Here is a 22,828-nt window from a genome sequence, read left to right on the forward strand (position 1 = left end):
CCTACTTCTGGGGTGCCCCTCAAGCTACTCGTTCAACCAGGATCGGATCGTTTCCTCGTCCGGGCGCGCCTCGGTGCCGATCGCGTGCGGGACGAAGCGGGCGTAGTAGTCGGTGACCGGCCCGTCCGATTCGCGCACCATCATCCCGGCGGCGACCCCGTCGACGACCCAACTGCCGATCACGGCTCGGTTCCCCTCGTACGACGGCAGCGGGTGCCACTCCTGGTAGACCATCGTGTCCGTGTCGTACGGGCCCGACTGGATGTGGTCCTCCGGGTCGGTGATGGTGTGGATCCGGATGTTGCTGCCCTCGCGGCCGTGCAGCGGCTTGGCGACCCATTCGAGCAGGTCGCCCGGTGACCCGAAGTACGCGGGCAACAGGTTCGGGTGGTCGGGGTACAGCTCCCACAGCACCGGGAGGATCGCCTTGGTCGAGAGCATCGTCTTCCAGATCGGCTCTATCCACTGCACGGGCTCGCGTTCGACCCCGGCCAGGATGTATTTGCCGAACTCGTCGTCGAGCATGTCCTCCCACGGGTACAGCTTGAACGCGGTCCGGATCTTCCGCCCGCCCCAGTCCACGAAGGCGCGCTGCGTCGACTCCCAGCCCAGATCCTCGATCTCGTGCCCGTACGTCGCCAGCCCCGCCATCGCCGCGGTGTCGCGCAGATAGGCGACCGTCATCGCCTCCTCGCCGGTCGTCTCCGCCGCCGAGTTGAAGAAGTGCGCCTCGTTGCCCGGGAAGGCTCCCTCGGTACGCCGTTCGCTCCACCACTTGACCAGGCGATCGTGCACCGAGTTCCACTGGTCGGCGTCGGGGAACACGTCCTCGAGCCAGTTCCACTGGATCACCGCGGACTCCAGCAGCCCGGTCGGGGTGTCGCCGTTGATCTCCAGCATCTTCGGTTCGACCCCGGACCAGGCCAGGTCGAACCGCGCGTACACCGACAGGTCCTGGCGCCTCAGCGACTGCTCCACCAGCGACAGCGTCCCGGACGCCAGGCCGAGCTGAGCATCACTGAACCTGGTCACCATCACCGAGGCGGCGTGCTTGCACATCTCGTACAGCTCCTCGGTGACACGCTCGAGGTGCAGCACCTCGTCCATCGTCACCTCGTACCAGGCGCTCTCGTTCCAGTAGGGGCGTTCGCTGCCGTCGGGCATGTCCGTCATCGGGAACACCAGGCCCTGCTCGACGACCTTGTCCTTCCAGCCGGGGCGTGGCCGGATCGAGTGCCGCCACATCAGCCGCCAGAGCCTCCCTTGCCCGCCTTGCCGAAGCCACCGCGGGTGATCTTGCCGATGTCGCCGCCCTTGGTGTCCAGCCCGCCACGCTTGATCGTCGGCGACCCGCCACCGCCCGGCCGCGTGGTCGGGGTCGTGTAGGTGCCCTGCGCGGTGTTGAAGCGACCGCCGATCGGCGGCACCAGGCCGCCACCACGAGTGGCCATGTAGAACCAGAAGAAGCCCGCGCCCGACCCGTGGTACTCGCGGTTGTCCTTGCAGTTGGCGTCGTCCGTTCGCTCCTGCGTCTGCGGATCGACGCAGATCGCGGCGTAGTCGGGCTGGTCGTCGCTGGAGCAACCGGTCAGCGAAGCCGCGACCAGGGCGGTCAGGCCGAGCGTGATCCCGGCACTTCGCATCCGTCGCCGTGGTTCCGTCACGACCGCACCTCCCCCTCGGCGGGCGGCTTCATCGAATACATGATGATCGCGCCCACCACCATCGTCACACCCACCACAACCAGCGAACCCGTGGCCGCGTTGGCGACCGCGAGCACCAGAACGGTGACGAACCCGGCCGTCGCCAGCAGCGGAACGACCACACGCTGCAGCACCCGGCCGCGGATCTCACCACTGAAATAGACCGGTACTGCGAGCGCGGTCGCCAGGTAGTAGAGGGAGACGAGGATGGACACCGCACCGACCGAGTCGGCCAGTACCGCGTCCGAGGTGAGCACCAGCACCACATAGATCAGCAGGCTCACTCCGGCGAACACCCAGGTGGCGACGCTCGGTGTCTGGAAGCGTCCCGAGATCCGGGCGAACTGCCCGGGGAACGCGTCCCGGCGGGCCATCGACAGCATCGTCCGCGCGGTCGGCAGGATCGTGGTCTGCGTCGAGGCGAGTGCCGAGGCCAGAACCGCGATGAGCAGCAGCTTGCCGCCGGCCGTGCCGAGCAGGTCACCGGCCAGGACCGAGAAGAAGTCGCCGTCGGAGACGTCCGCGAGCGCATCGGTTCCGGCGTACGCGATCGCCGACCAGGCAACGACGACGTACAGGACGACCAGGATCACGTTGGCGGCGAGGGCAGCGACAGCCGGCGTACGGCGTGGGTCGCGCGTCTCCTCGTTGACGCTGAAGGACGAGTCCCAGCCCCAGTAGAGGAACACCGCGATCAGCAGGCCGGTCGACCAGCTGACCTCGCTCGTGCTCGAGGCGGGGGGAATGCTGAACGAATCCGCCACCCAGAAGGCGTTGACGGCGAACCACAGCAGCGCGAGCAGTTCGATGCCGAGCAGCAGTAGCTGGGTCCACGCGGCGATCCGGATGCCGCGGTACGCGAGGACGGCCATGCCGATGATGAACACCGCACCGAGGCCGGCCTGAGCCAGTCGCGAGTCAGCAGCACCGTCGAGCCCGAACAACACGTACGTGTAGACGGAGGCGACCTGGGCCAGGTTCCCCATCACCAGGACGCAGGCCATCACAGTGGTCCAGCCGACCAACCGGCCGATCCCGCGGCCGAACGCCTTCTCGGTCCAGCGGAACGTCGTACCGCAGTCCGGCTCGGCCGCGTTCAGTTCGCGGAAGCAGAGCGCCATCAGAATCACCGGGATCGCGCTGACGGCGAGGACCTGTGGAGTGGCCGCTCCGACCGTCGAGGCGAGCAGCCCGACGGACACAGCGAGCGAGTACGCCGGCGCGGTCGACGACATCCCGATCGCGGTGGAGGCCCGGAGGCCGAGCGCGCCCTTGCGCAGACTCCGGCCCCGCGAGCGCGAGTCGGGGATCGTCGTCATGGTCCCCCAGACTGCCATGCCCGACCGCCAACACTGACCAACCCGCCGATCAGGACATCAGCTGGGTGACGGTGACGAGGGTGTAGCCGCGGGCGCGGAGGGTGCGGACGATCTCGGGGATCGCCTCGTCCGTGAAGGGTGCGTTGTCGCCGCCGTGCATGTGCAGCACGACGATCGAGCCGTCCTGGACGTGCGAGAGGACCTGCTTGATGATCGGTCGCGGCGACTTCGCGAACCCGTCGGCGCCGGGCACGTCCAGGCCGACCGCGGTGACGCCGGCGGGGGCGAGTTCGTGCAGCGCGGTGCCGTCGTAGCAACCGCCCGGGAAGCGGAACCACCTGGTCGCGTGCGCATCCAGCTTGTCCAGGATCTCGACGGCACGGCGTACGTCGGTGAGCATGTCGGCGGCCGGGACCGTGCCGAGCGTGTAGCAGTGCTTGGTGAACCCACGGTGGTCGTAGGTGTGCGTGCCGAGCTCGAACAGCGGGTCCGCCGCCAGTTCGCGGGTGCGGTCGGGGTACTGCTCCATCCACATCCCCGTCAGGAACAGCGTCGCGGGGACCTTCATCGCGCGGAGCTCGTTGATCAGGGCCTCGTTGTAGTACGACTTGACCTTGCCGCGCTGGAGTCGGGTGCGCATCAGCGCGGTGAGATCGGCGTCGAAGGTGAGCGCGATCCGCCGCTTGTTCCGCGGCCCGTGCTGCACGACCGGCAGCAGACCCCCGTGCGACTCCCCCGGCCTGACGCTGGGCGTACTGGGCGTACTAGGCGTACTAGGCGTACTAGAAGCAGGTGGCGTAGGAACAGGGCTGCTAAGCGGCGTAGGCCTAGTGCTGGCAGGAAAGGTCCGGTCCGGCGTGGGTGTCGCGGTCGGTGAACCCCCGCAACCGGTCAGTACTACGCACGCCGTCGCGACCAGTGCCGCGATCCTGATCCCCCGATGGCCAATCACGATCCCCCAGTATGCCCCTGCTCAGGACCACGACCGGCGCTCCCACTCGTCGCGCACGAGAGCCCAGATCTGCACGTCATGGATCTCCCCGCGGTAGGGGAAGGCCTGCCGCAGGGTGCCCTCGAGAGTCATCCCGAGCCGCTTGGCGACGGCGCCGCTGCGCTCGTTGCCCGGTACGCAGCGCCATTCCACCCGGTTCATCCCGCGGACGCCGATCGCCCAGTCGATCAGCTGCTGCGTGGCCCGGGTGACCAACCCACGGCCTTCCGCCTCGGCCGACAGCCAGACCCCGATCTCGCAGCTGCCCCAGGCCACCTCGAAGGTCCGGAACAGCAGTCCGCCGACGAGCTCGCCGGCCAGCCAGATGCCGTAGATCCGGCCCTCGCCGGCCGCCTGGCGATCGGCGTACCGCTGCAGGAAGGACCTGGCTCCGTCCTCGTCGACGACGAGGTCGGCCCACGAGATGTACGGCTCGATGTTCTTCCGGGCCTTGTCCACGTGCGCCAGGAACTCAGCGGCCTGCCACGGCTCGAGCGGGCGGAGGTCGGCGTCGTCGGTGAGTTCGAGCGTGAACATGAGTGGCCTCCCGGAGTACATAACAAACGTTAGGTACGTACTATAGCCCGCAAGGAGGTGACGGCGATGCCGGCAAGAACCGATCACGAGGCCAGGCGGCGCGACGTGTCGGCCGCGGTCTGGCGGGTACTCGCCGAGGCCGGCTTCGGCGGGCTCACCCTGCGCGCGGTGGCGGCCGAACTGGGTGCGACCACCGGACTGGTGACGCACTACTTCCCCTCCAAGCAGGCGCTGATCGTGCACGCGTTGGAGTTGGCCGAGACGCACACCAGGGCACTCGTTCCGGAGTACGAAGGGCGGGGACTGGAGGCGCTGCGGTCCGCCCTGGCCGCGGCCCTCCCGCTGACACCCGAAGCCACGGACATCAACCGGGTCTGGGTCAGCTCGTGGGACGCCGCCTTGGCAGACGCCGAGCTCCACGCACTCGAGAAAGCTCGCTACAAACGCTGGCGGGCCCGGCTGAAGCCGCTCGTCATCGACGCGCAGGACGACGGCGACCTACCACCAGGCGATCCGGACGACCTCGTGGCAGGGCTCGCCGCGTTCACCCACGGCCTCGTAGTACAGGCGCTCTTCGACCCACGAGCGTTCTCCCACAAACGGCTCACAGCGTTGCTCGACGCCCATCTCGCGGCACTGAGCCCTCAGGGTTGAGCTTCAGTCGAGGGCGACGGCGATGTATTTCACGTCGAGGTATTCGTCGATGCCGACGGTGCCGCCTTCTCGGCCCAGACCGGACTGCTTGACGCCGCCGAAGGGGGCCGCCGGGTTGGAGACGATGCCCTGGTTGAGGCCGACCATGCCGCTCTCCAACGCTTCCGACACCCGCAGCGCCCGGCTGAGATCCTTGGTGAACAGGTACGACACCAGGCCGAACTCGGTGTCGTTGGCCATCCGGATCGCCTCGTCCTCGTCGTCGAAGGCGGTCAGCGGTGCGACCGGCCCGAAGATCTCCTCCTTCTGCAGCCGGGCACTCGCCGGTACGCCGGCCAGCACCGTCGGCGGGTAGAAGTACCCGTTGCCCTCGGCAACCGACCCGCCGAGCAGTACGTCGGCGCCCTGGGACACCGCGTCGTCCACCAGTTCGGCCACCTTGTCGCGCTGCTTCGCGTCGATCAGCGGGCCGACGTCGACGCCGTCACCGGTCCCGCGGCCGACCTTCAACGCCTTCATCCGCTCGGTCAGCTTCGCGCCGAACGCGTCGATCACCGACGAGTGCACATAGATCCGGTTGGCCGCCGTACAGGCTTCACCGCCGTTGCGCATCTTCGCCAGCATCGTGCCCTCGACCGCCTTGTCCAGATCCGCGTCCTCGAACACGATCAGCGGTGCGTTCCCGCCGAGCTCCATGCTGGTGCGCAGTACCTGGTCGGCGGACTGCTCGATCAGCTTCTTGCCGACCGGCGTCGACCCGGTGAAGGACAGCTTGCGGGCGCGGCCGTCCTTGATCAGCGGCTCCATCACCCCGCCGGAGTCGCTGGTGGTGACCACGTTCAGTACGCCGGCCGGCAACCCGGCCTCGGTCATCAGCTCGGCCAGCTTCAGCATCGACAGCGGCGTCTGCGCGGCCGGCTTGATCACCATCGTGCAGCCGGCCGCGACCGCCGGGCCGATCTTGCGGGCGCCCATCGCCGCCGGGAAGTTCCACGGGGTGATCAGCAGACACGGGCCGACCGGCTGCCGGAGTACGACGAAGCGGCCCTTGCCGTTCGGGGCGATCTGGTAACCGCCGTCGATCCGGACGGCCTCCTCGGAGAACCAGCGGAAGAACTCCGCGGCGTACGCGATCTCGCCCTTCGACTCGGCGACCGGCTTGCCCATCTCCAGCGTCATCAGCAGCGCCAACTCGTCGGCGCGGGCCGTCATCAGCTCGAACGAGCGCCGCAGGATCTCGCCGCGGTCGCGAGGCGGGGTCGCGGCCCACTCGGCCTGGGCGGCGACAGCCGCGTCCAATGCGGCCAGGCCGTCCGCCGGACTGGCGTCGGCCACCGAGCAGAGCGTCTCTCCGGTGGCCGGGTCCTCGACCGCCAGGGTCCTACCGCTCTCGGCGGCCTGCCACTTGCCCCCGATGAACAGGTCGGTGGGACACGCTTCGATGACTTCCTGCTCTCGCGACATCTGCTCTGCCTCTCCACGGCTGCCTACTAGTCGGCCGTACCCACAGTAGGCCGCCGCAAAGCAGGAATCAGGCAGTGGCGACGAAGTGAGGTGTGGAGCGCGGGACGGTCCGCACTGTGCGGGACAGCCCAGCTGCAGTGGTCCGCAGAATGGCGGATCGGACCAGCCCGTCGTAGGCGAGCGGAACCAGCATGATCTCGTCCGCCCCGGTACTGGCGGCCAGCGAAGCCAGCTCCGAGGCAACCGTGGCACGGGACCCGATGATGTGGCCGGGATCGTCCAGCAGCCGCTCTGCCCGGTGTCGCTCGCGAGTGGTCAACGGAGACCTCAGTATCTCCAGCAGCTCCGCCGGAGTAGCCCTCGACGACGCCGCGTTGAGCCGGAGCTTCACCCGGACGTACTCCGCGAGCCGGATCACCGCCTCCTCGTCCGTGTCGGCCGCGACGATCCCGACCGTGACTGCGAGATACGGCTTGCCCGTGGGTCCAGTCGCCTCGAAGAACTCCCGGTACGCCGCTGCCGCGGCGAGCGTGGTCTGTGAGGTCGTGTGGTGAGCAAGGAAGACAGGCAGCCCTCGTACTGCGGCCACCTGGGCCTCGTGGGGCGTGCCGGCCAGTACGAACACCGGTGGCGGCAACCCGGCGAGCGCAAGCCGGACATCTCCCACCGGAGCACGGCCGGGAAGACCGTCGCGCAGGAAGCCGCAGAGCTCGTCCAGTCGCTGCGGGAACGCGTCCCAGCCCACGTCGGTCCGGCCGAGCGCGGCAGCTGTGGTCGGCGCGGCCGCCACCGGAGCCTTGCCGACTCCCAGGTCGATCCGGCCGGGGTACGCCGCTGCGAGTGCCGCGAACTCCTCGGCGATCACGAGCGGCTGGTGGTTCGCCAGCATCACCGCGCCTGAGCCCAGCCGGATGCGATCGGTACGTGCCGCCAGTACCGCGGCGAGCACGGCCGGAGCCGCGCTGCCGATACCGCGCACACCGTGCTGCTCCGCCAGCCAGAAGCGCCGGTAGCCGAGATCGTCCGCCGCCTGGGCGACCTCGACCGTCTCCCGCAGCGCGGCCGCGGCAGACTGCCCGGCCATCTGCGGCACCACGTCGAGGACCGAGTGCGCAGAGACCGGGAGACCGGGTGTGACAGGGCTGAACACCTAGCCACCGTCGCAGCTGATCAGCCGGCGCACATGGGTGATCAGCCCCCATGTTCCGCCTCGCCCGCACGTAGGTGAACGGTGCGCCCAGCAGGCCCGAATTTGGGGGTCCGAAGGTCTTGCCCGGCCCGTGGGCACTCAGGCATCGTTCACGGCGTTCGGTCACATCCATCCCTAGAAACGCAACCGAAGGAGGCCAACGTCGAGAACGCAGAGCAGCGGGGGCCGTCCGACGGTTGCCCGTAGTACCGGAGTTCCTGGTCCGGCCTGACCTTCCACCAGAGGTTCGATCGGCCAGGCGCTGCTGCCGCGGGGTGGTCAACCCCCAGTCGCCATCCCGCGGTGCGGCAGCACTACCCACTCGGCCTCGCCGCCGGCCGACGAATATGGGGGCTCGGTACCCATGGCAGCACCCAGCAGCCGATGGCACCCTGAGCCCGTGCTCAACTCCGCGACCACGCCGACGCTCGGCGCCGACCAGGCGAAGCCCTGGTGGACCGCTGGGGTGGGCCCGCACGAACCAGGCCGGCAGATGCCTGCCTGGGCGGCGTACGTGGAACGCAGTACGACCTTGTCCTTCGAGCGCAGGCCGGTCGGGGACGACTGGCGGCAGGCGTTGCTCGGCTGCCTGGCACCGTTGCTCGAATCGGCCCGGCAGGACCTGGCCTCGGCCGGACAGACCGGGGTCGTCGCCGAGCAGTTCCTGCAACAACTCGGAGACCGGCTGGTCCGGTCGGCCGCTCGCACCCTGGTGCTGGAGCTGGCGCGGGCCCGGAGCCGCAACGAGCTGGCCGGGCAGACACCGGCCGAGCGATTCCTGAACTTCACCCACCGGCTCGCGGGAGGGAGCGAGCTGGCGGAATTCCTGGCCGCATACCCGGTGCTGGCCCGGGTCCTGGGCGAGGCGTGCCGACAGGCTGTCGAGGGTCACCTCGAACTGCTGGCCCGCCTCGCCGAGGACCGCGAGCTGGTGGTCACCGAGTTGCTGGCGGGCGTGGACCCCGGCGCTCTGAGCAGCGTGCTGCCTGGTGGCGATCCGCACCGCGGGGGACGGTCGACGGCGACCCTGACCTTCGCAGACGGCCGGAAGGTGATCTACAAACCGCGGCCGTTGGAACTGCACGAGCACTTCAACCAGCTGGTCGGCTGGCTCAACGGCAAGACCGGCCTTGGGCTGCGAACCGTTCCGGTGCTGTGCCGCCCGGGGTACGGCTGGCTCGGGTTCATCGAGCACGAGCCCTGCAGCGACCTCGCCGAAGTACGACGCTTCTACCACCGCCAGGGCGCCTTGCTGACCCTGCTGTACGTGCTGGACGGCACCGACATGCACTACGAGAACCTGATCGCCGCGGGCGACCAGCCGGTGTTCGTCGACGTGGAGACGCTCTTCCACCCGAGCCAGCAGGGCAACGGCGTACTGGGCCAGGATCCTGCTCACTCGGCACTGCGCAGCTCTGTCTACCGCACGGCTCTGCTCCCCCTGCTGTTCACCGGCGAACACGGCGTCGCGGACATCTCGGGACTCGGCGGCGACGTCGGTGAGGTGTCGCCGATCAGCAAGGTCGACTGGGCCGACGCCGGACTGGACACCATGCACCTCGTACGGCGTCCTGCCACCACCTCTGGTGGCCGCAACCGGCCCCGGTTGCACGGCGTCGACATGGAGCCGCGGGACTACGAGATCGCTCTTCTGACCGGGTTCCGGGCCGCGTATGAGGCGATTGCCTGGCACCGTCACGAACTGCTCGGCCCGGACGGGATGCTGGCCGGGTGCGCGGCCGACGAGATCCGGTACGTCGCCCGCCCTACCCAGACCTACGTGACCTTGCTGGACGAGGCGACCCACCCGGACGCGCTCCGCGATGCCGACGGCCGCAGCCAGCTGCTCGATCTCCTCTGGGATGCGGATCCCTCGTTGCACCGGCTGGTGCCGTACGAGCTGGCCGACCTGTGGGCAGGCGACGTCCCGCTCTTCACCGCCCGACCGGACAGCACAGATGTCTGGGCCGCGGACGGCAGCCGGGTGCCGGACCTTCTTGCCCACAAGGGACTTGACGTGGTCGAGGCCAAGATCGCGGCAATGAGCGAGGTCGACCAGCACCGCCAGCAATGGCTCATCTCCGCCTGCCTGGCCACCCGGCCGGAACCGGTCGTACACACCAGTACGGCGAGCAGGCCGGCCGTCGGTGCGGCGGAAGCCGATCCCGAGCGACTGCTCGCGGCCGCCACCGACATCGCCGACGAGATCATGGCCCAGGTCCTCGGCAGCAACGGCGAGGCGAACTGGCTGAGCCTCGAACTGCTCGACGACCACCACTGGGCCGTGATGCCGATGGGCGCGGGCCTGTCGAACGGCTTCACCGGTACGGCGCTCTTCCTGGCCCAGATCGGCGCGCTCACCGGCGCGGAGAAGTACACCGACCTGGCCAGGGACGCGATCCGCCCGATCCCGTTGCTGCTGGACTCGCTGGCGGCCGCGCCGGAGGCCGCACAGATCGTCGGGCCCGGCCTGCACGGCCTCGGCGGGATCAGCTTCGGCCTCGACCGGCTCAGCTCGCTGCTGAAGGACTCCGACGTCACCAAGTGGCTCGGCTCGTCACTCGAACTCAGCGAGCAACTCACCCCCGAACCGGATCAGTTCCCCGGTTACGTCGAAGGCGCGGCAGGCGGGCTGGCCGCAATGCTGGCGATCCACGGCCAACCAGCAGCCGCACGACTCGCGGCCAGGTACGCCGACGAACTCCTCGCCGCAGTGGACCGCCGGGCGCAGGCACCCGACCACGGGTTCGCCCGCGGGTACGAGGGAATCGCCTGGGCGCTCGGCCAATACGCAGTACAGGACAGCCGGTACGCCGACGCGGCGCGGGCTGCCATCGACCTGTCCTCCATCCACCTTGATCAGCGCGACCAGGCCGCCGATGCCGGCTGGTGCGCGGGCGGAGCCGGCACCACCCTCGCCCGGCTGTCCGCTGGTGTGACTGGTATGAGATCGGACCTCGACACCTATCTGAGGTCCGCCGAAGAACGTCCGGTGCTCGCCGACATGAGTCTGTGTCATGGCGAGCTCGGCGCGGTCGAGCCACTGTTGTGGCTCACCGATCGCGAGCACCCGGCCACAGAGGCGGTCCGGCGCCGCCGGGCCGGGCTGGTACTCGCAGCAATACAGCAGTACGGACCGCACTGCGGTACGCCGCGCGCCGTCTCCTCGCCAGGCCTGCTGACAGGGCTGGCCGGGATCGGCTACGGCTTGCTCCGGCTCGGTTTCGGCGGACAGGTTCCGTCCGTACTGCTGCTAGAACCCACCACCGGTCTCCGGCGCCCATCACAGCGTCCGGTCCGGACAGAACACCATTCGACAGGGGAAACAGCATGACCGCCCAGCACAACCAGCCCGAAGACCAGGTCGCCGCCCAGCCGGTCGACGAGGAGCCGGACCCGATCGGCCCGATCACCTTCCCGAAGCGCGGCCGGATCGGCGCGCGGGCCCTCGCGCTGGTCGGCACCGCCAGCGCACTGGCCGTCGGCGTCGTCGAGGTCACCGAGAACTGCGGCACCTTCACCTCGATCAGCGCACCGCACTGATCCCTGCCCCACCCGGAAAACACAGGGATGCCTGACGCCGGCCCGGCTGGAACAAGCGCTTGAGCCAGCCGGGCCGGTCGAAGGCGACCGGCCGAACCCACTGCGATCCAACCGGAGCGTAGCTAGAGTTTGGAACCATGCAGACCCATGCGCCCAGAGTGGTCGGCAGAGACGGGGAGATCGATCAGCTCGACCACCTGCTCGCCGAGGCTCGCGACGGACGTGGGGGTGCGGTCTTCCTGCTCGGCGAGCCCGGCATCGGCAAGAGCCGGCTGGCCGCCGTCGGCACCACGCTGGCCCTCGACCACGGCATGGCGACGCTCCGCGGCCGGGTCGGCGCGATCGGCACGATGGTCGCCTTCCGCCCGTTCACCGAGGCCTTGCTGTCGCTGATCCGGCGCGGCGAGATGCCGGACCCCGAGCGGCTCGGCCTGTATCGCCGGGTGCTCGGCCGCCTCGTTCCCGACTGGGACGACGGCGACGTACCGGAGAGCGGGATCTCCGCTGTCGTCCTCGGTGAGGCGATCCTGCGGTTGCTCCAGCTGGTCGGCCGGGACCGGGGCTGCCTGCTCGTGCTCGAGGACCTGCACGGCTCCGACCCGGAGACGCTGGCCGTGATCGAGTACCTGCTCGACAACCTCCAGGACCAGCCGATCGCCGTCGTAGCAACCCTCCGACCGGACCGCACGCCGGCGGCCGAGCTCGCTCAGCTCGCGGCTCAGCGCGGTACTGCGGCGCTCGTCGAACTGCACCCGCTCGACCGGCAGAACGTCCGCGAACTCGCGGCCGATTGCCTCGAGGTCGCACCGACCGGCGTACCCGACCGGCTGGTCGAGCGACTCTGGGCCGACAGTGCCGGAATCCCTTTCATCGTTGAGGAACTACTGCAGGAAGCCAGCCGGTCCGGACAGTTGCTCTCGGCAACAGACGGCACCGTGCAGGTGGTCGACGACTTCCGGATGTCGGTTCCGGCGGCGGTCGTCCGCAGCATCGGCAACCGGACCGATCAGCTCGGACCGCAGTCGCGGGAGATCCTGGTCCTGGCCGCGGTGATCGGCCACCGCTTTCCGCTCAGCGTGGTCCGGCATGCCAGCGGCGTCGACGAGCGGCAGCTCCTGGCGACCCTGCGAGCCGGGCTGGCCGCCCAACTGGTCGGACCGGACGAGCCGGTCCCGGACTGGTACGCGTTCCGGCATCCGCTGACCGCCGAGGCCCTGCTGGCCGGCCTGAACCCGACCGAGCGAGCAGCTCTGGCCAGCCGCTGCGCGGACGCGATCGAAGAGCTGCATCCCGGCCTGCCGGGCGAGTGGGCCCCGATGGTGGCCGAACTCGCCGAGGCGGGCGGTGACGTCGCCCGGGCCGGCCGGTTGTTCGCCGTCACCGGCCGGCGGTCGTTCGCCGAGGGCTCGATGGCATCCGCGGTGAACCTGCTGGACCGCGCCAACACCCTGCTCGCCGAGGATTCCGATGTGGTTCACCGCGCCGACGTACTCGGGGCATTGCTGCTCGCGGTCGGCGAGACCGGGCAGTTCGGGCACCCGGCCGCCACGGCAGAGGCGATCGAGCAACTGGCCAACCGCGGGCTGGACAGTCGCAAGGTGGCGGCTTTGCATGTCCGGCTCGCCGGCGTCGAACACATCGCCGGCCGCTGGTCGTCCGCGTCAACCCATGTGGCCGTCGCGCGGTCCTTGCTCGGACCGGACGCGGCCGACGCCGACCTGGCGCCTCTGGACGCGATGGCCGCGGCCCTCGAACTGGCCAAGACGAGCCCGGGCCGGCTGAAGTCGGCCGCCGACCTGGCCACCCGGGCCGCTGAGGCGGCGGAGCGGGCCGACCTTCCGGAGGTCGCCGTCGACGCCTGGCAACTGCTCGGCATCCTGTCGCGGGAGCACGACCTCGACCAGTCGATCGGCTACTTCCGCCGAGCTCGGCAGGTAGCCGCCGAGCACAACCTGGCCGTCCAGCAGAACCTCTCGCACATCTTCCAGGCCGGCACGATGTGCCTGGCCGACGGCGACGTCACTGAACTGGAGCATGCCCGGCAGCAGGCGCTGCGGATCGGCGCGATCCCCAGCGCGTACGAGGTCGACGGGGCCCTCGGCCAACAGGCGATCCTGCGCTCGGAGTACGAGAAGGCCGCCGAGATGATCGAGGCCTGCCTGGCCGTCACCCAGCGACTCAAGCTCACCCGCGGCGCGCCGTACGTGCTGGTCACGAAGGCTGTGCTGGCCGGTCACCAGGGCAAGCGCGCCGAGATGGAGGCCACCCTCGCCGAGCTGGCGACCTGGGGTGAACGGGCCTCGCACGAGCTGCCGCTGTCGTACGGGCTGGCCCGGACGTTCTGCGCGCTGCTCGAGGAGAACCGCGAGCTGGCCGAGTCGGACATGGCCCAGGCACTCGCGTACGACGCGCAGAACCCCACCACGTTCCACATGGCCGGCAAGAACGGACTCGGGTTGCTGCTGGGCGTCCTCGCCGGGCGCAACGGCTGGCCGCATTTCGAGGCGGTCTCGGCGACGGCCGGCAGCAAGATGCGCTGGAACCGGCAGTTCGTCCAATGGGGACACGCAGTGCTGCTGGGCCGCGACGGACGGCCCGAGGAGGCCAACGCGATGGCGGCCGAGGCTCTGGAGACGTCGTCGCTCTATCCGATGGCCCGTCATCTCGGGCTGCGCATGGTGGCCGAGCCGGCGCATGCCGACGGCTGGGGCGAACCGGTCGCGTGGTTGCGGCAAGCCGAGGACTACTTCCACACCGCCAACGTGCAGCCGGTGGCCAGTGCCTGCCGGAGCCTGTTGCGGCAACTGGGTGCGACGGTCTCGCAACGGCGTACGGGCACCGACCAGGTGCCGGCGAATCTGCGCCAGCTCGGAGTCACCACCCGCGAGTACGAGGTCTGCCGGTTGCTGGTCGACCGGATCGGCAACAAGTCGATCGCGTCGAGGCTGCACATCTCGCCACGGACGGTCGAGAAGCATGTCGCCAGCCTGATGACCAAGACGCAGCAGCCCGACCGCGAGGCGCTGAGCAGTTTTGCCCGTACTGTCCTGCAAGACTGAGCCCTTCCGGAACGAACCACTCGCGCCCGGAGTGTGCTCATTTATGAACGCTCGCTTTGTATATAGGATGGGCGAGTGGCAGGCAAGGGGTCGGACATGGGCAAGGGAACGGTCGGCGGCGGCGGTACGACGATGCTGCGCCGGATCAACGTCGCGGCCGTGCTGGACGCGGTCCGCCGCTCCGCACCGGCCCCGCTGCGGGTCGCCGAACTGGTGGAACGGACGGGTCTGGCCAGACCGACCGTCGCCCAGGCGGTCGACGAACTGCTGGAAAACGGCTGGCTGCAGCAACACGGCCCGGATTCGGCGGACCGCTCACTCGGCCGTCCGGCCATCCGGGTGTCGCTGCGTGGCCGAGCCGCGCCGGTGCTCGGGCTGGACGTCGGTCCGCACCGGGTCACCGTAGGCGTCTCCGACCTGGCCGGCCGCAAGCTTTCCCTGGTACGCCGGTCCGGTCCGGGCTGGAGCGCTCAGGAGCTGCTCGGGGTCATCAGCGAGGTGATCACCGAAGCACTCGCCGAGGCCGAGGTACCGGCCGAGGACATCGCGGCCGCGGTGGCCGCGAGCCCGGGCATCGTGGACGAGCACACCGGTCGCGTCCAGCTGGTGCCGAGCGTGCCCGGCTGGTCCGCGGTCGACCTGACCAAGCACGTTCGCAGCCTGCTCGACTGCCCGGTCATGCTGGACAACGACGCCAACCTCGCCGCGCTGGCCATCGCCGCGGCCCGTGGCGGCACCGGGACCCTGCTTGCGGTCCAGTGGGGTGAGCGTCTCGGCGCCGGCATCGTGATCGACGGCCGGTTGCACCGCGGTACGGGCGCTGCGGGTGAGATCGGCTTCATCGCTACCGCACCGGACGACGTGATCAACCCCGAGGACAGCCGCGGTCCGCTGGAACGCGCGGTCGGCTCCGAGGCGATCGCCGAGCTCGGGCGGCAGGCAGCGCTGGCCAATCCCGACTCGCGGCTGGCAGAGCTAGGCCGTGATCAGCTGGACACGGCCGACGTGTTCGCCGCTGCTGCGGAGCGGGACCCGGTCGCGCAGGCTGTTGTGCAGCAGGTCGCGCGGGACTTCGCGAGGGCGCTGGCGCCCGCAGTACTGGTTCTCGACCCGACTGCCGTGGTGATCGGTGGCGGCGTGGCGCGAGCGGGTGCCGTGCTGCTCGACGCGATCTCCGACCAGCTCCGGTTGCTGACGCTGAACCACCCGAAGCTGGAGTTGTCGGCACTTGCTGAGGACGCCGTGGTCACCGGGGCGATGCGGATGGCACTGGACGAGGTCTGGCAGCGCAAGCTTCCTACTCCTGCTCTGACCACGCCCGCCTGACCTCCGTCTTTTCCTTGGTCCCTGGCGAACTAGTCGCTGAGCGCCTTCGCGATCGCGTCGGGGCGGTCCAGGTGGACCAGGTGGGCTGAGTCGCTGAGCACTTCGATGGCGGTGGTGTTGAGCTTGGCGGCGAGTTCGCGCTGACCGGCCAGCCAGCTCTTCGCGGTGAAGCGGGAGCTGCCACCGGTGGCGACCAGGAAGACGGTCGGCGGAAGGTCCGGCGGCGGATCCTTCAGCAGCTCGGCCACCTCGGCGGCCAGCGTCCAGCTGTTGGCCAGATCGTCCCAGAACAGCAACCAGGAGTCCGCCGCCCCGTACCGCGCCCTGGCGGTTGCCTTCGACAACAAATCGCGGTTGGTCGCACTCCCGACCCAGACCAGCAGCCGCCGCAGGGTAGGCCCGATCAGCCGGGTCAGACCGGTGCGGCCGACGAAGGTGAGGAACGACCGGATCGCCCGGTCGGCCCGGGTGCCTGGATAGAGCCAGCTCCAGCCGGTCTCCGAGGTCAGGCTGGTGTCGATCAGGACCAGGCGCTCGACCTCGCCGGGGTGCACGAGCGCCCACCGCAGTACGGCGAGGCCGCCGATCGAGTGGCCGGCCAGGCATACCGGCGTACCGGCGGTCGTTGCCGCTCGCAACTCGTCCAGCGGAGCGGCGACCGGGGTCTGCCACGGGTCGACGACCCGGACGTCGCGCCCGGGCAACAGTTCGAGGACCCGGTCGAACTCCTCGGGAGTCTCGGCCAGGCCGGGCAGCACGATCCAGGATGCGCTCATCGGGTGAAAGCTTGCCTCAGACCTGGCAACAGTGTCGCCATGAATAAGCAAACCAGCAGGACGGAGACCCGCTGCAGGAGGCCGGGCGGGTGCAGATCGTTGCCGGTCAGCACCTCGAGGCCGACCTCGATCCCGAGCCAGACCTGGGTGATCGCTACGCCTGCCGCCAGTACCGCGACCACCTTCGCGAGCACGCCACGCCAGCCCAGGCGACGCAGTATCAGAACGGCGAAGATGCTCATGGCGATGCTGCCGAGGTCGGCCAGCGTGGAGGTGGCCTCGTGCAGGAACAGGGCGAATCCGACCTGACCATTCGCCTCGGCTTCGCGGCAGGCCTGGCTCAGTGAAGGCGCGCAGTCCATCGGGAGGAGCGCATCGGACATCGTGCCGATACCGAACACGGCCGCGCCGGCCAAGAGGCCGGCCACGTCGCGATGCATCTTTGCGGCCGGCCGGCCGAGGACGGCGGCGAGTGCCAGCAACACGCCGGAGCCGAGGTCCATCGCGCGGGCGTACGGGCTCGTCGGCTGGTCCTTGGCGCCGAGTTCGCTGAGAAACGAATAGTGCAGATTCAGCGGGAATCCGGCCGCCACTTCCAGCAACAAGCTGCAGTACAGCACCGCGGCCGCGACCATCACATCGCGCATCAGCCGGTACTGGAACCGGTCGGGGACGGCCAACATGTCGGCCAGAGTCGCACACCGCGCAAAGGTGTGGCCTGGTAGGTGGGATGATCAGTCAGGTGTCATCGGAACAGGTGATCCCCAAGTGGCAGCAACGGGCCGCGGTGTGGGTCGGTCGCGCCGTCTTGTTCGCTGCGGTCTGCTCGTTCATCGCGGTCCCCGTGCATCTGTTCGCGCCGGACTTCGTCGCGGACGTCGAGGATGTCATCGAGTTCTTCGGCATCCCGGCGGGTCACACCTTCCTGTCGGCCGTCTATCTGGCGGTCGTCGGCAGCGCGCTGCGGCGGGGCAAGCGGGCGGCGCTGCTGTGGGTGCTGTTCGTCTTCGAGGGCCTGTGGCTGCTCGGCCGGATCGCCGCGGTGGGCTTCCTCAGCGTGCTGATCGCCAACCCGGACGACCCGGACCTGAAGACACCGGACTTCGAGAAGCTCGGCATCGGTGACCTCGAGTGGAGTGTCGCCAGCCTGATCGTCACGCTGGGCATGATCTGGCTGCTCTGGCGGATCCGCGGCGCCTTCCCGGCCCGGCTGGCACCCGGAACGCGGCGGATCGCCGTCGGCGTACTGATCACCGGCCTGCTGATCTCGACCGCGGTCAGCATCACGCTCACCCAGGTGTTCCCGCACACGCTGCACGGGCAGAAACAGAAGGTCGGCTGGGCCATCTTCGCCGCCCTCGGGCAGAGCCGGACGACGATGGGCGGCGACCACTCGGGTCACAACTGGGTCGGCCTGACGGTCGGTTTCCTGTCCGCGCTGTCCCTGGTGATCGCCTTCGCGATCTTCCTGCGGTCGGTACGCCGGGTCCGCTACCTCAGCCAGGCGGAGGAACTCCAGGTCCGCCGGCTCCTGCTCCAGTACGGCGAACGCGACTCACTCGGCTACTTCGCCACCCGGCGCGACAAAGCCGTCATCTTCTCCCCCGACAACAACGCTGCGATCGCCTATCGGGTGGTCAACGGAGTCAGCCTCGCCAGCGGTGACCCACTGGGCGATCCGGTGGCCTGGCCCGCCGCGATCCAACGCTGGCTCGCCGAGGCCCGCGTCTACGGCTGGTCCCCTGCCGTCCTGTCCGCGAGCGAGGAGGCCGCGCACGCCTATGTCGACGCGGGCCTGCGCGCGCTGGCAATGGGTGACGAGGCAATCATCGACGTCGCCGACTTCAGCCTCGAAGGCCGGACGATGCGACCGGTCCGGCAGGCGGTCACGCGCGCCCAGCGAGCCGGGTACCACGCCGAGGTGCGCCGTCACGGCGACCTGTCCCCGGAGGCCCTGCAGGAGTACGTGCGGTTGGCCGAGAAGTGGCGCGGGGCACAGACCGAGCGCGGGTTCTCGATGGCTCTCGGGCGGCTGGGTGACCCGGCCGATGCGCGCTGCGTGATGGTGATCGCGCGCGACTCCGAAGGCGCCGTACGAGGGCTGTTGTCCTTCGTACCGTGGGGTGTGCGGGGCGTTTCGCTCGACCTGATGCGCCGCGACCCCGAGTCGGTGAACGGGCTGATGGAGTTCATGGTCGCCTCGCTCGTGGACGCCTGCAGCGACCTCGGCGTCCATCACATCTCGCTGAACTTCGCCATGTTCCGGGAGATCTTCAGCGACGCCGAGCGAGTCGGCGCCGGTCCCGTACTGCGGCTCACCAACGCGCTGCTGACCGCTGCTTCGAGGTTCTGGCAGCTGGAGAGCCTGTACCAGTCGAACGAGAAATACCTGCCCCGCTGGTCGCCCCGGCTGATCTGCTACTCCCGCGGCGCCTCGCTCGCGCAGGTGCTGCTGGCGGCCGGGACAGCCGAGGGCTTCCTGCCCGCGCCTCGGCCGTGGACCCGCGTCGACACGGTCGAGACCGCCGAACGGCACGCGATCAGGGCGGCCGACGGCGGCCGGTTCAACGCGGCCGTGCGCGAGCAGGAGCAGGAACTCCTGCGTCCGGTCCTGCCGGACCGGCGACTGACCGAGCAGGAGCAGATCCGCCGGACCAAGCTCGCCGAACTCGTTGCCGCCGGCATCGATCCGTATCCCGTCTCGGTTCCTCGAACGGAAACACTGGAACGCATCCGCGAGCTGCACGACAACCTGCCGCCCGATCACCACACCGGCCAGCAGGCTTCGGTCACCGGCCGGGTGACCCGGATGCGCAACCACGGTGGACTCGCTTTCGCCCAGCTGCAGGACGGTCTGGCCGAACTGCAGGTGATGCTGACAGCAGAGGCGTGCGGTGCCGAGGCGTTGCGCCTGTGGCGCCGGCTCGTCGACATCGGCGACCACGTCAGCATCACCGGTGAGGTCGTGACGAGCCGCCGGGGTGAGCTGTCGATCGCGGCCGCCGGCTGGGTGATGGCGGCCAAGTGCCTGCACCCGTTGCCGGACAAGCGCAAGGGCTTCACCGACGCCGAGGCACGGGTCCGCCAGCGCCACCTCGACCTGGTGATGAACCCGGACTCACTGCGGATGATGCGACACCGCAGTACGGCGGTACGGGCCCTGCGCAACGGATTCGAGACGCGCGGCTTCATCGAGGTCGAGACACCGATGCTGCAGGCCGTGCACGGTGGCGCGAACGCGCGGCCGTTCATCACGCACATCAACGCCTACGACACCGAGCTGTTCCTGCGGATCGCGCCCGAGCTGTTTCTCAAGCGGCTGAGCGTCGGCGGGATGGGCAAGATCTTCGAGCTGAACCGGAACTTCCGCAACGAGGGTGCGGACGCGACGCACAACCCGGAGTTCACCTCCGTCGAGGCCTACCAGCCGTACGCCGATTACCACACGATGCGCGAGCTCACCCGTGAACTGCTGATCGAGACGGCCACCGCGGTCTTCGGCAAACCGGTGGTCAAGCGGCCCGACGGCGAACTCGACATCTCCGGCGAATGGCCGGTGATCTCCGTGCACGAGGCGGTCAGTCGGGCGACCGGCGTACAGGTGGACTCCGGTACGTCGTGCGAGCGGTTGCGCGAACTGTGCGCCGAGAAGGGCGTCCACGTCGCGTTCGACCTGTCACCGGGCGAACTGGTCCTGGAGCTGTACGACGAACTGGTCGAGCCGGCCACGACGATGCCGACGTTCTACACCGACTTCCCGCTGGAGACGTCGCCGCTGACCCGGACCCACCGGTCCGACCCGCGGCTGGCCGAGCGCTGGGACCTGGTCGCCTTCGGCGCGGAGATCGGTACGGCGTACTCCGAGCTGGTCGATCCGGTCGAGCAACGACGCCGGCTCACCGAGCAGTCGCTGAAGGCCGCCGCCGGCGATCCGGAGGCGATGTCGCTGGACGAGGACTTCCTCAGCGCACTCGAGTACGCGATGCCGCCGACCGGTGGGCTCGGTATCGGCGTCGACCGGGTGATGATGATGCTCACCGGTCAGAACATCCGCGCCACCTTGGCCTTCCCCTTCGTCCGGCCGGCCCCGCGACTCTGATCGGTGCCGCGGCTCTGATCGGCTGGAACCAGGGTCCTGCTCGTCGCGTCTGCACCCTTGTGGACAGTCGGGTCGCCGTTGTCGGTGGGCCCACCTAAGCTTTGTTCTCAAGGGGACGACGAGATCTGGGGGGCAGTGTGAAGAAGCTTTTGTGCGTCACGATCGGGCTTGCCGTGGTCGGTCTGGCGACCGGGTGCGGCACCTCGTCGAAGGACAACGCCGGCACGACGACGACGCAGTCGACCTCGGCGCCGGTCACGACGAGCAGCGACCCGGTGGAGACGCCCACGCCGGTCGTCACGACACCGGCCGGCCCGCTGACAGCGGCGCAGTACCAGACAAGTCTGACCGAGCTGGATGCCCGGCTCGCTCCGGCGATCAAGGCTCTCGGCACGGCCAACAACGGCGACAATCTGGCCACTGCGATGACCGGCCTGTCGCAGTTGCTGGAGACGGAGAAGTCTGCGCTCGAGGACGTCAAGCCGCCGGCTGCCGCAGCCGCGGCGCACAAGGCTTTGCAGGCGCGTCTGCAGGCGGCCAGCGACAACCTGTCCGGGACGGAGAACGACGACGCGGTCTCCAACGCCAAGTGCGGTGGTGTCGTCTACACGTCGCAGAGCCTGCAGCGGAAGCTGACCGCCGATCTGGCCAGTGCCGTTGCGCTGCTGAAGAAGGCCGGCATCCGCTTCGGCAGCACGCTGCCCGACCTGGGCCCGGAGCCCGCCGACCAGCGCCCGTCGAACGGTGACATCATCGTCCGCTCCGGCGCCCGCGGCGCCGGCCGGCTCCAGGTCGAGAACGGTACCGACAAGGACGTCGCGATCTCGGTCGTCACCGACGGTCAGCCGCCCAGCAAGCCGCACGTGATGATGTTCGTGCAGGCGAAGAAGACGGCGACGATCAGCCGGATCGGCGGGAAGTACCACATCTACTACAAGACCGGAAAAGACTGGAACGCCAAGCGCCGCCAGTTCAGCTCCGACTGCAGCTTCTCCAAGTTCGACCAGGGCTTCGGCAAGAACGAAGGCTGGAAGATCGGCCTCAAACCCAGCCTCCTGGGCAACGCCTCCACCAGCAACGTCGACGCCTTCTGACCCTCCCCACCCAGCTCCCACCCACCCATGGGCGGCGCGCCTGCGTCGCGCCTGGTGGGTGCGGGGTTGGGGCGGGTGGGAAGAGTGCGCTGAAGGCGGTGGCACGCAGGACCTCAACCGGTGTGCCGAGGGCTGACAGAACTGGGTGAGGCAGTGGCGCGGACGCACGAGACCACCCGCCGCGAACCGGCTGTTTGCTCAGGTGAGGGTTTGGAGGCCTAGGACTGAGAGGAGGCGGAGTTTTTCGGCGGAGTCCGAGGTGGGGGTGGCTGTGTAGACGACGAGGCGGAGGTCGCTGCCGGGGGCGGTGAGGACGTCGCAGTCGAGGGTGAGGGGGCCGACGTCGGGGTGGTTGACGGTTTTGCGTTCGGAGCCGTGGAAGGCCATCGGGCGGGCGTCCCAGAGGGTGGCGAAGAGGTCACTGGCCTCGCGGAGGTCTTTGATCAGCGCGCGCAGGTCCGCGTCCTTGGGGTAGCGCACGGTGGCCGCGCGGAGGTCGGTGACCATCGCCGCGCGGAAGTGCTCGGCCTGTTCGGGGGTCTGGACGACGCGGTTGAAGCCACCCGGCAGGTTCGCCGCCGACGGAGCGAAGTGCCGCCAGATGACGTTGCGATCGCGACCTCGCAGGCCGGACGGGTCGCCCAGCAGCGCGGCCCACAAGGAGTTCCAGCTGACCAGGTTCCAGGCCGCGTCGCAGACACTGAGCGGTGCGCCCTCGAGTTGGTCGACCAGCCGCTGCACCCCAGGCGGGATGTACGTCGAGATGTAGGCCGCCGACGGTTCGACCTGACCCGCCAGTGCGAAGAGATGGTTGCGCTCGGCATCGGAAAGCCGGAGCGCCCGGGCCAGCGCGGTGAGCACCTGGACAGACGGCGTGGACGACCGGCCTTGCTCCAGCCGGATCACGTAGTCGACCGATAGCCCCGCCAGCTGAGCGAGCTCCTCGCGCCGCAACCCCGGCGCACGCCGTACGCCGCCTGTCGTCAGACCGGCTTCGGCAGGGCCCACGCGGTCGCGCCAGGCATGCAAGGTCTTCCCGAGTTCTCCCACCCGTCCAGTATCCGCGAGCCTGCA

General features: G+C 69.3%; 17 protein-coding genes. 7 read left to right on the forward strand and 10 right to left on the reverse strand.

What is annotated here, in order from left to right; all coding sequences use genetic code 11:
* Positions 1 to 24 precede the first annotated feature (24 nt).
* The 5 genes from DIZ26_RS32525 to DIZ26_RS32545 form a co-directional block, all read right to left on the reverse strand.
* Positions 25 to 1,245 (reverse strand): glutathionylspermidine synthase family protein, encoded by a 1,221-nt coding sequence (locus DIZ26_RS32525; protein ID WP_112248388.1) that lies wholly within the window; start codon positions 1,243 to 1,245, stop codon positions 25 to 27.
* Entirely contained in the window at positions 1,245 to 1,664 is a 420-nt protein-coding gene (locus tag DIZ26_RS32530) for a hypothetical protein (protein WP_232828761.1), read from the reverse strand. The genes DIZ26_RS32525 and DIZ26_RS32530 overlap by 1 nt, the downstream gene beginning before the upstream one ends.
* A complete protein-coding gene (locus tag DIZ26_RS32535) occupies positions 1,661 to 3,022 on the reverse strand; it encodes an APC family permease (protein ID WP_112248728.1) in 1,362 nt (453 codons plus the stop codon). Before DIZ26_RS32535 ends, DIZ26_RS32530 begins: the two co-directional genes overlap by 4 nt.
* 49 nt (positions 3,023 to 3,071) lie before the next feature.
* Positions 3,072 to 3,728: a polysaccharide deacetylase family protein gene (locus DIZ26_RS32540; RefSeq protein WP_232828762.1), complete on the reverse strand. Its 657-nt coding sequence runs from the start codon at positions 3,726 to 3,728 to the stop codon at positions 3,072 to 3,074.
* Positions 3,729 to 3,995: 267 nt separating this feature from the next.
* Positions 3,996 to 4,550, reverse strand: coding sequence for a GNAT family N-acetyltransferase (locus DIZ26_RS32545; RefSeq protein ID WP_112248390.1), 555 nt, complete (start codon positions 4,548 to 4,550; stop codon positions 3,996 to 3,998).
* 66 nt (positions 4,551 to 4,616) lie between these two features.
* Here DIZ26_RS32545 and DIZ26_RS32550 point away from each other — a divergent pair, with 66 nt between their 5' ends.
* Positions 4,617 to 5,204 (forward strand): TetR/AcrR family transcriptional regulator, encoded by a 588-nt coding sequence (locus DIZ26_RS32550; RefSeq protein ID WP_112248391.1) that lies wholly within the window; start codon positions 4,617 to 4,619, stop codon positions 5,202 to 5,204.
* A 3-nt stretch (positions 5,205 to 5,207) separates the two neighbouring features.
* Here the strand turns inward: DIZ26_RS32550 and DIZ26_RS32555 are convergent, their stop codons facing one another.
* Together DIZ26_RS32555 and DIZ26_RS32560 are read right to left on the reverse strand one after the other, a co-directional pair.
* Complete coding sequence (locus DIZ26_RS32555; RefSeq protein ID WP_112248392.1) at positions 5,208 to 6,668, reverse strand: NAD-dependent succinate-semialdehyde dehydrogenase; 1,461 nt, start codon at positions 6,666 to 6,668, stop codon at positions 5,208 to 5,210.
* A 67-nt stretch (positions 6,669 to 6,735) separates the two neighbouring features.
* Positions 6,736 to 7,818 (reverse strand): MsnO8 family LLM class oxidoreductase, encoded by a 1,083-nt coding sequence (locus DIZ26_RS32560; RefSeq protein ID WP_112248393.1) that lies wholly within the window; start codon positions 7,816 to 7,818, stop codon positions 6,736 to 6,738.
* Between the two features lie 439 nt (positions 7,819 to 8,257).
* Here DIZ26_RS32560 and DIZ26_RS32565 point away from each other — a divergent pair, with 439 nt between their 5' ends.
* The 4 genes from DIZ26_RS32565 to DIZ26_RS32580 all read left to right on the forward strand — a co-directional run bounded on the left by DIZ26_RS32565 (position 8,258) and on the right by DIZ26_RS32580 (position 15,785).
* Complete coding sequence (locus tag DIZ26_RS32565; RefSeq protein WP_112248394.1) at positions 8,258 to 11,191, forward strand: type 2 lanthipeptide synthetase LanM family protein; 2,934 nt, start codon at positions 8,258 to 8,260, stop codon at positions 11,189 to 11,191.
* Complete coding sequence (locus DIZ26_RS32570; RefSeq protein WP_112248395.1) at positions 11,188 to 11,400, forward strand: hypothetical protein; 213 nt, start codon at positions 11,188 to 11,190, stop codon at positions 11,398 to 11,400. Before DIZ26_RS32565 ends, DIZ26_RS32570 begins: the two co-directional genes overlap by 4 nt.
* Before the next feature lie 137 nt (positions 11,401 to 11,537).
* On the forward strand, positions 11,538 to 14,459 hold the full coding sequence (locus DIZ26_RS32575; RefSeq protein WP_112248396.1) for a helix-turn-helix transcriptional regulator: 2,922 nt from the start codon (positions 11,538 to 11,540) through the stop codon (positions 14,457 to 14,459).
* A gap of 75 nt (positions 14,460 to 14,534) precedes the next feature.
* On the forward strand, positions 14,535 to 15,785 hold the full coding sequence (locus DIZ26_RS32580) for an ROK family transcriptional regulator (RefSeq protein WP_112248397.1): 1,251 nt from the start codon (positions 14,535 to 14,537) through the stop codon (positions 15,783 to 15,785).
* A 29-nt stretch (positions 15,786 to 15,814) separates the two neighbouring features.
* Here the strand turns inward: DIZ26_RS32580 and DIZ26_RS32585 are convergent, their stop codons facing one another.
* On the reverse strand, positions 15,815 to 16,561 hold the full coding sequence (locus DIZ26_RS32585) for an alpha/beta fold hydrolase (RefSeq protein ID WP_112248398.1): 747 nt from the start codon (positions 16,559 to 16,561) through the stop codon (positions 15,815 to 15,817).
* Positions 16,558 to 17,244 (reverse strand): DUF998 domain-containing protein, encoded by a 687-nt coding sequence (locus DIZ26_RS32590; RefSeq protein ID WP_112248399.1) that lies wholly within the window; start codon positions 17,242 to 17,244, stop codon positions 16,558 to 16,560. Before DIZ26_RS32590 ends, DIZ26_RS32585 begins: the two co-directional genes overlap by 4 nt.
* A gap of 59 nt (positions 17,245 to 17,303) precedes the next feature.
* Between DIZ26_RS32590 and lysX the strand changes: the two genes are divergently transcribed.
* Both lysX and DIZ26_RS32600 read left to right on the forward strand, forming a co-directional pair.
* Complete coding sequence (gene lysX, locus DIZ26_RS32595) at positions 17,304 to 20,660, forward strand: bifunctional lysylphosphatidylglycerol synthetase/lysine--tRNA ligase LysX (RefSeq protein WP_112248730.1); 3,357 nt, start codon at positions 17,304 to 17,306, stop codon at positions 20,658 to 20,660.
* 137 nt (positions 20,661 to 20,797) lie between these two features.
* A complete protein-coding gene (locus DIZ26_RS32600) occupies positions 20,798 to 21,754 on the forward strand; it encodes a RodZ family helix-turn-helix domain-containing protein (protein WP_112248400.1) in 957 nt (318 codons plus the stop codon).
* Positions 21,755 to 21,952: 198 nt separating this feature from the next.
* On the opposite strand, the gene DIZ26_RS32605 is transcribed toward DIZ26_RS32600, so the two are convergent.
* Entirely contained in the window at positions 21,953 to 22,804 is an 852-nt protein-coding gene (locus DIZ26_RS32605) for a helix-turn-helix transcriptional regulator (protein ID WP_112248401.1), read from the reverse strand.
* Between the last annotated feature and the right edge of the window lie 24 nt (positions 22,805 to 22,828).

It is taken from the genome of Kribbella monticola, from assembly GCF_003261635.1.
GTDB classification, from domain to species: Bacteria; Actinomycetota; Actinomycetes; order Propionibacteriales; family Kribbellaceae; genus Kribbella; species Kribbella monticola.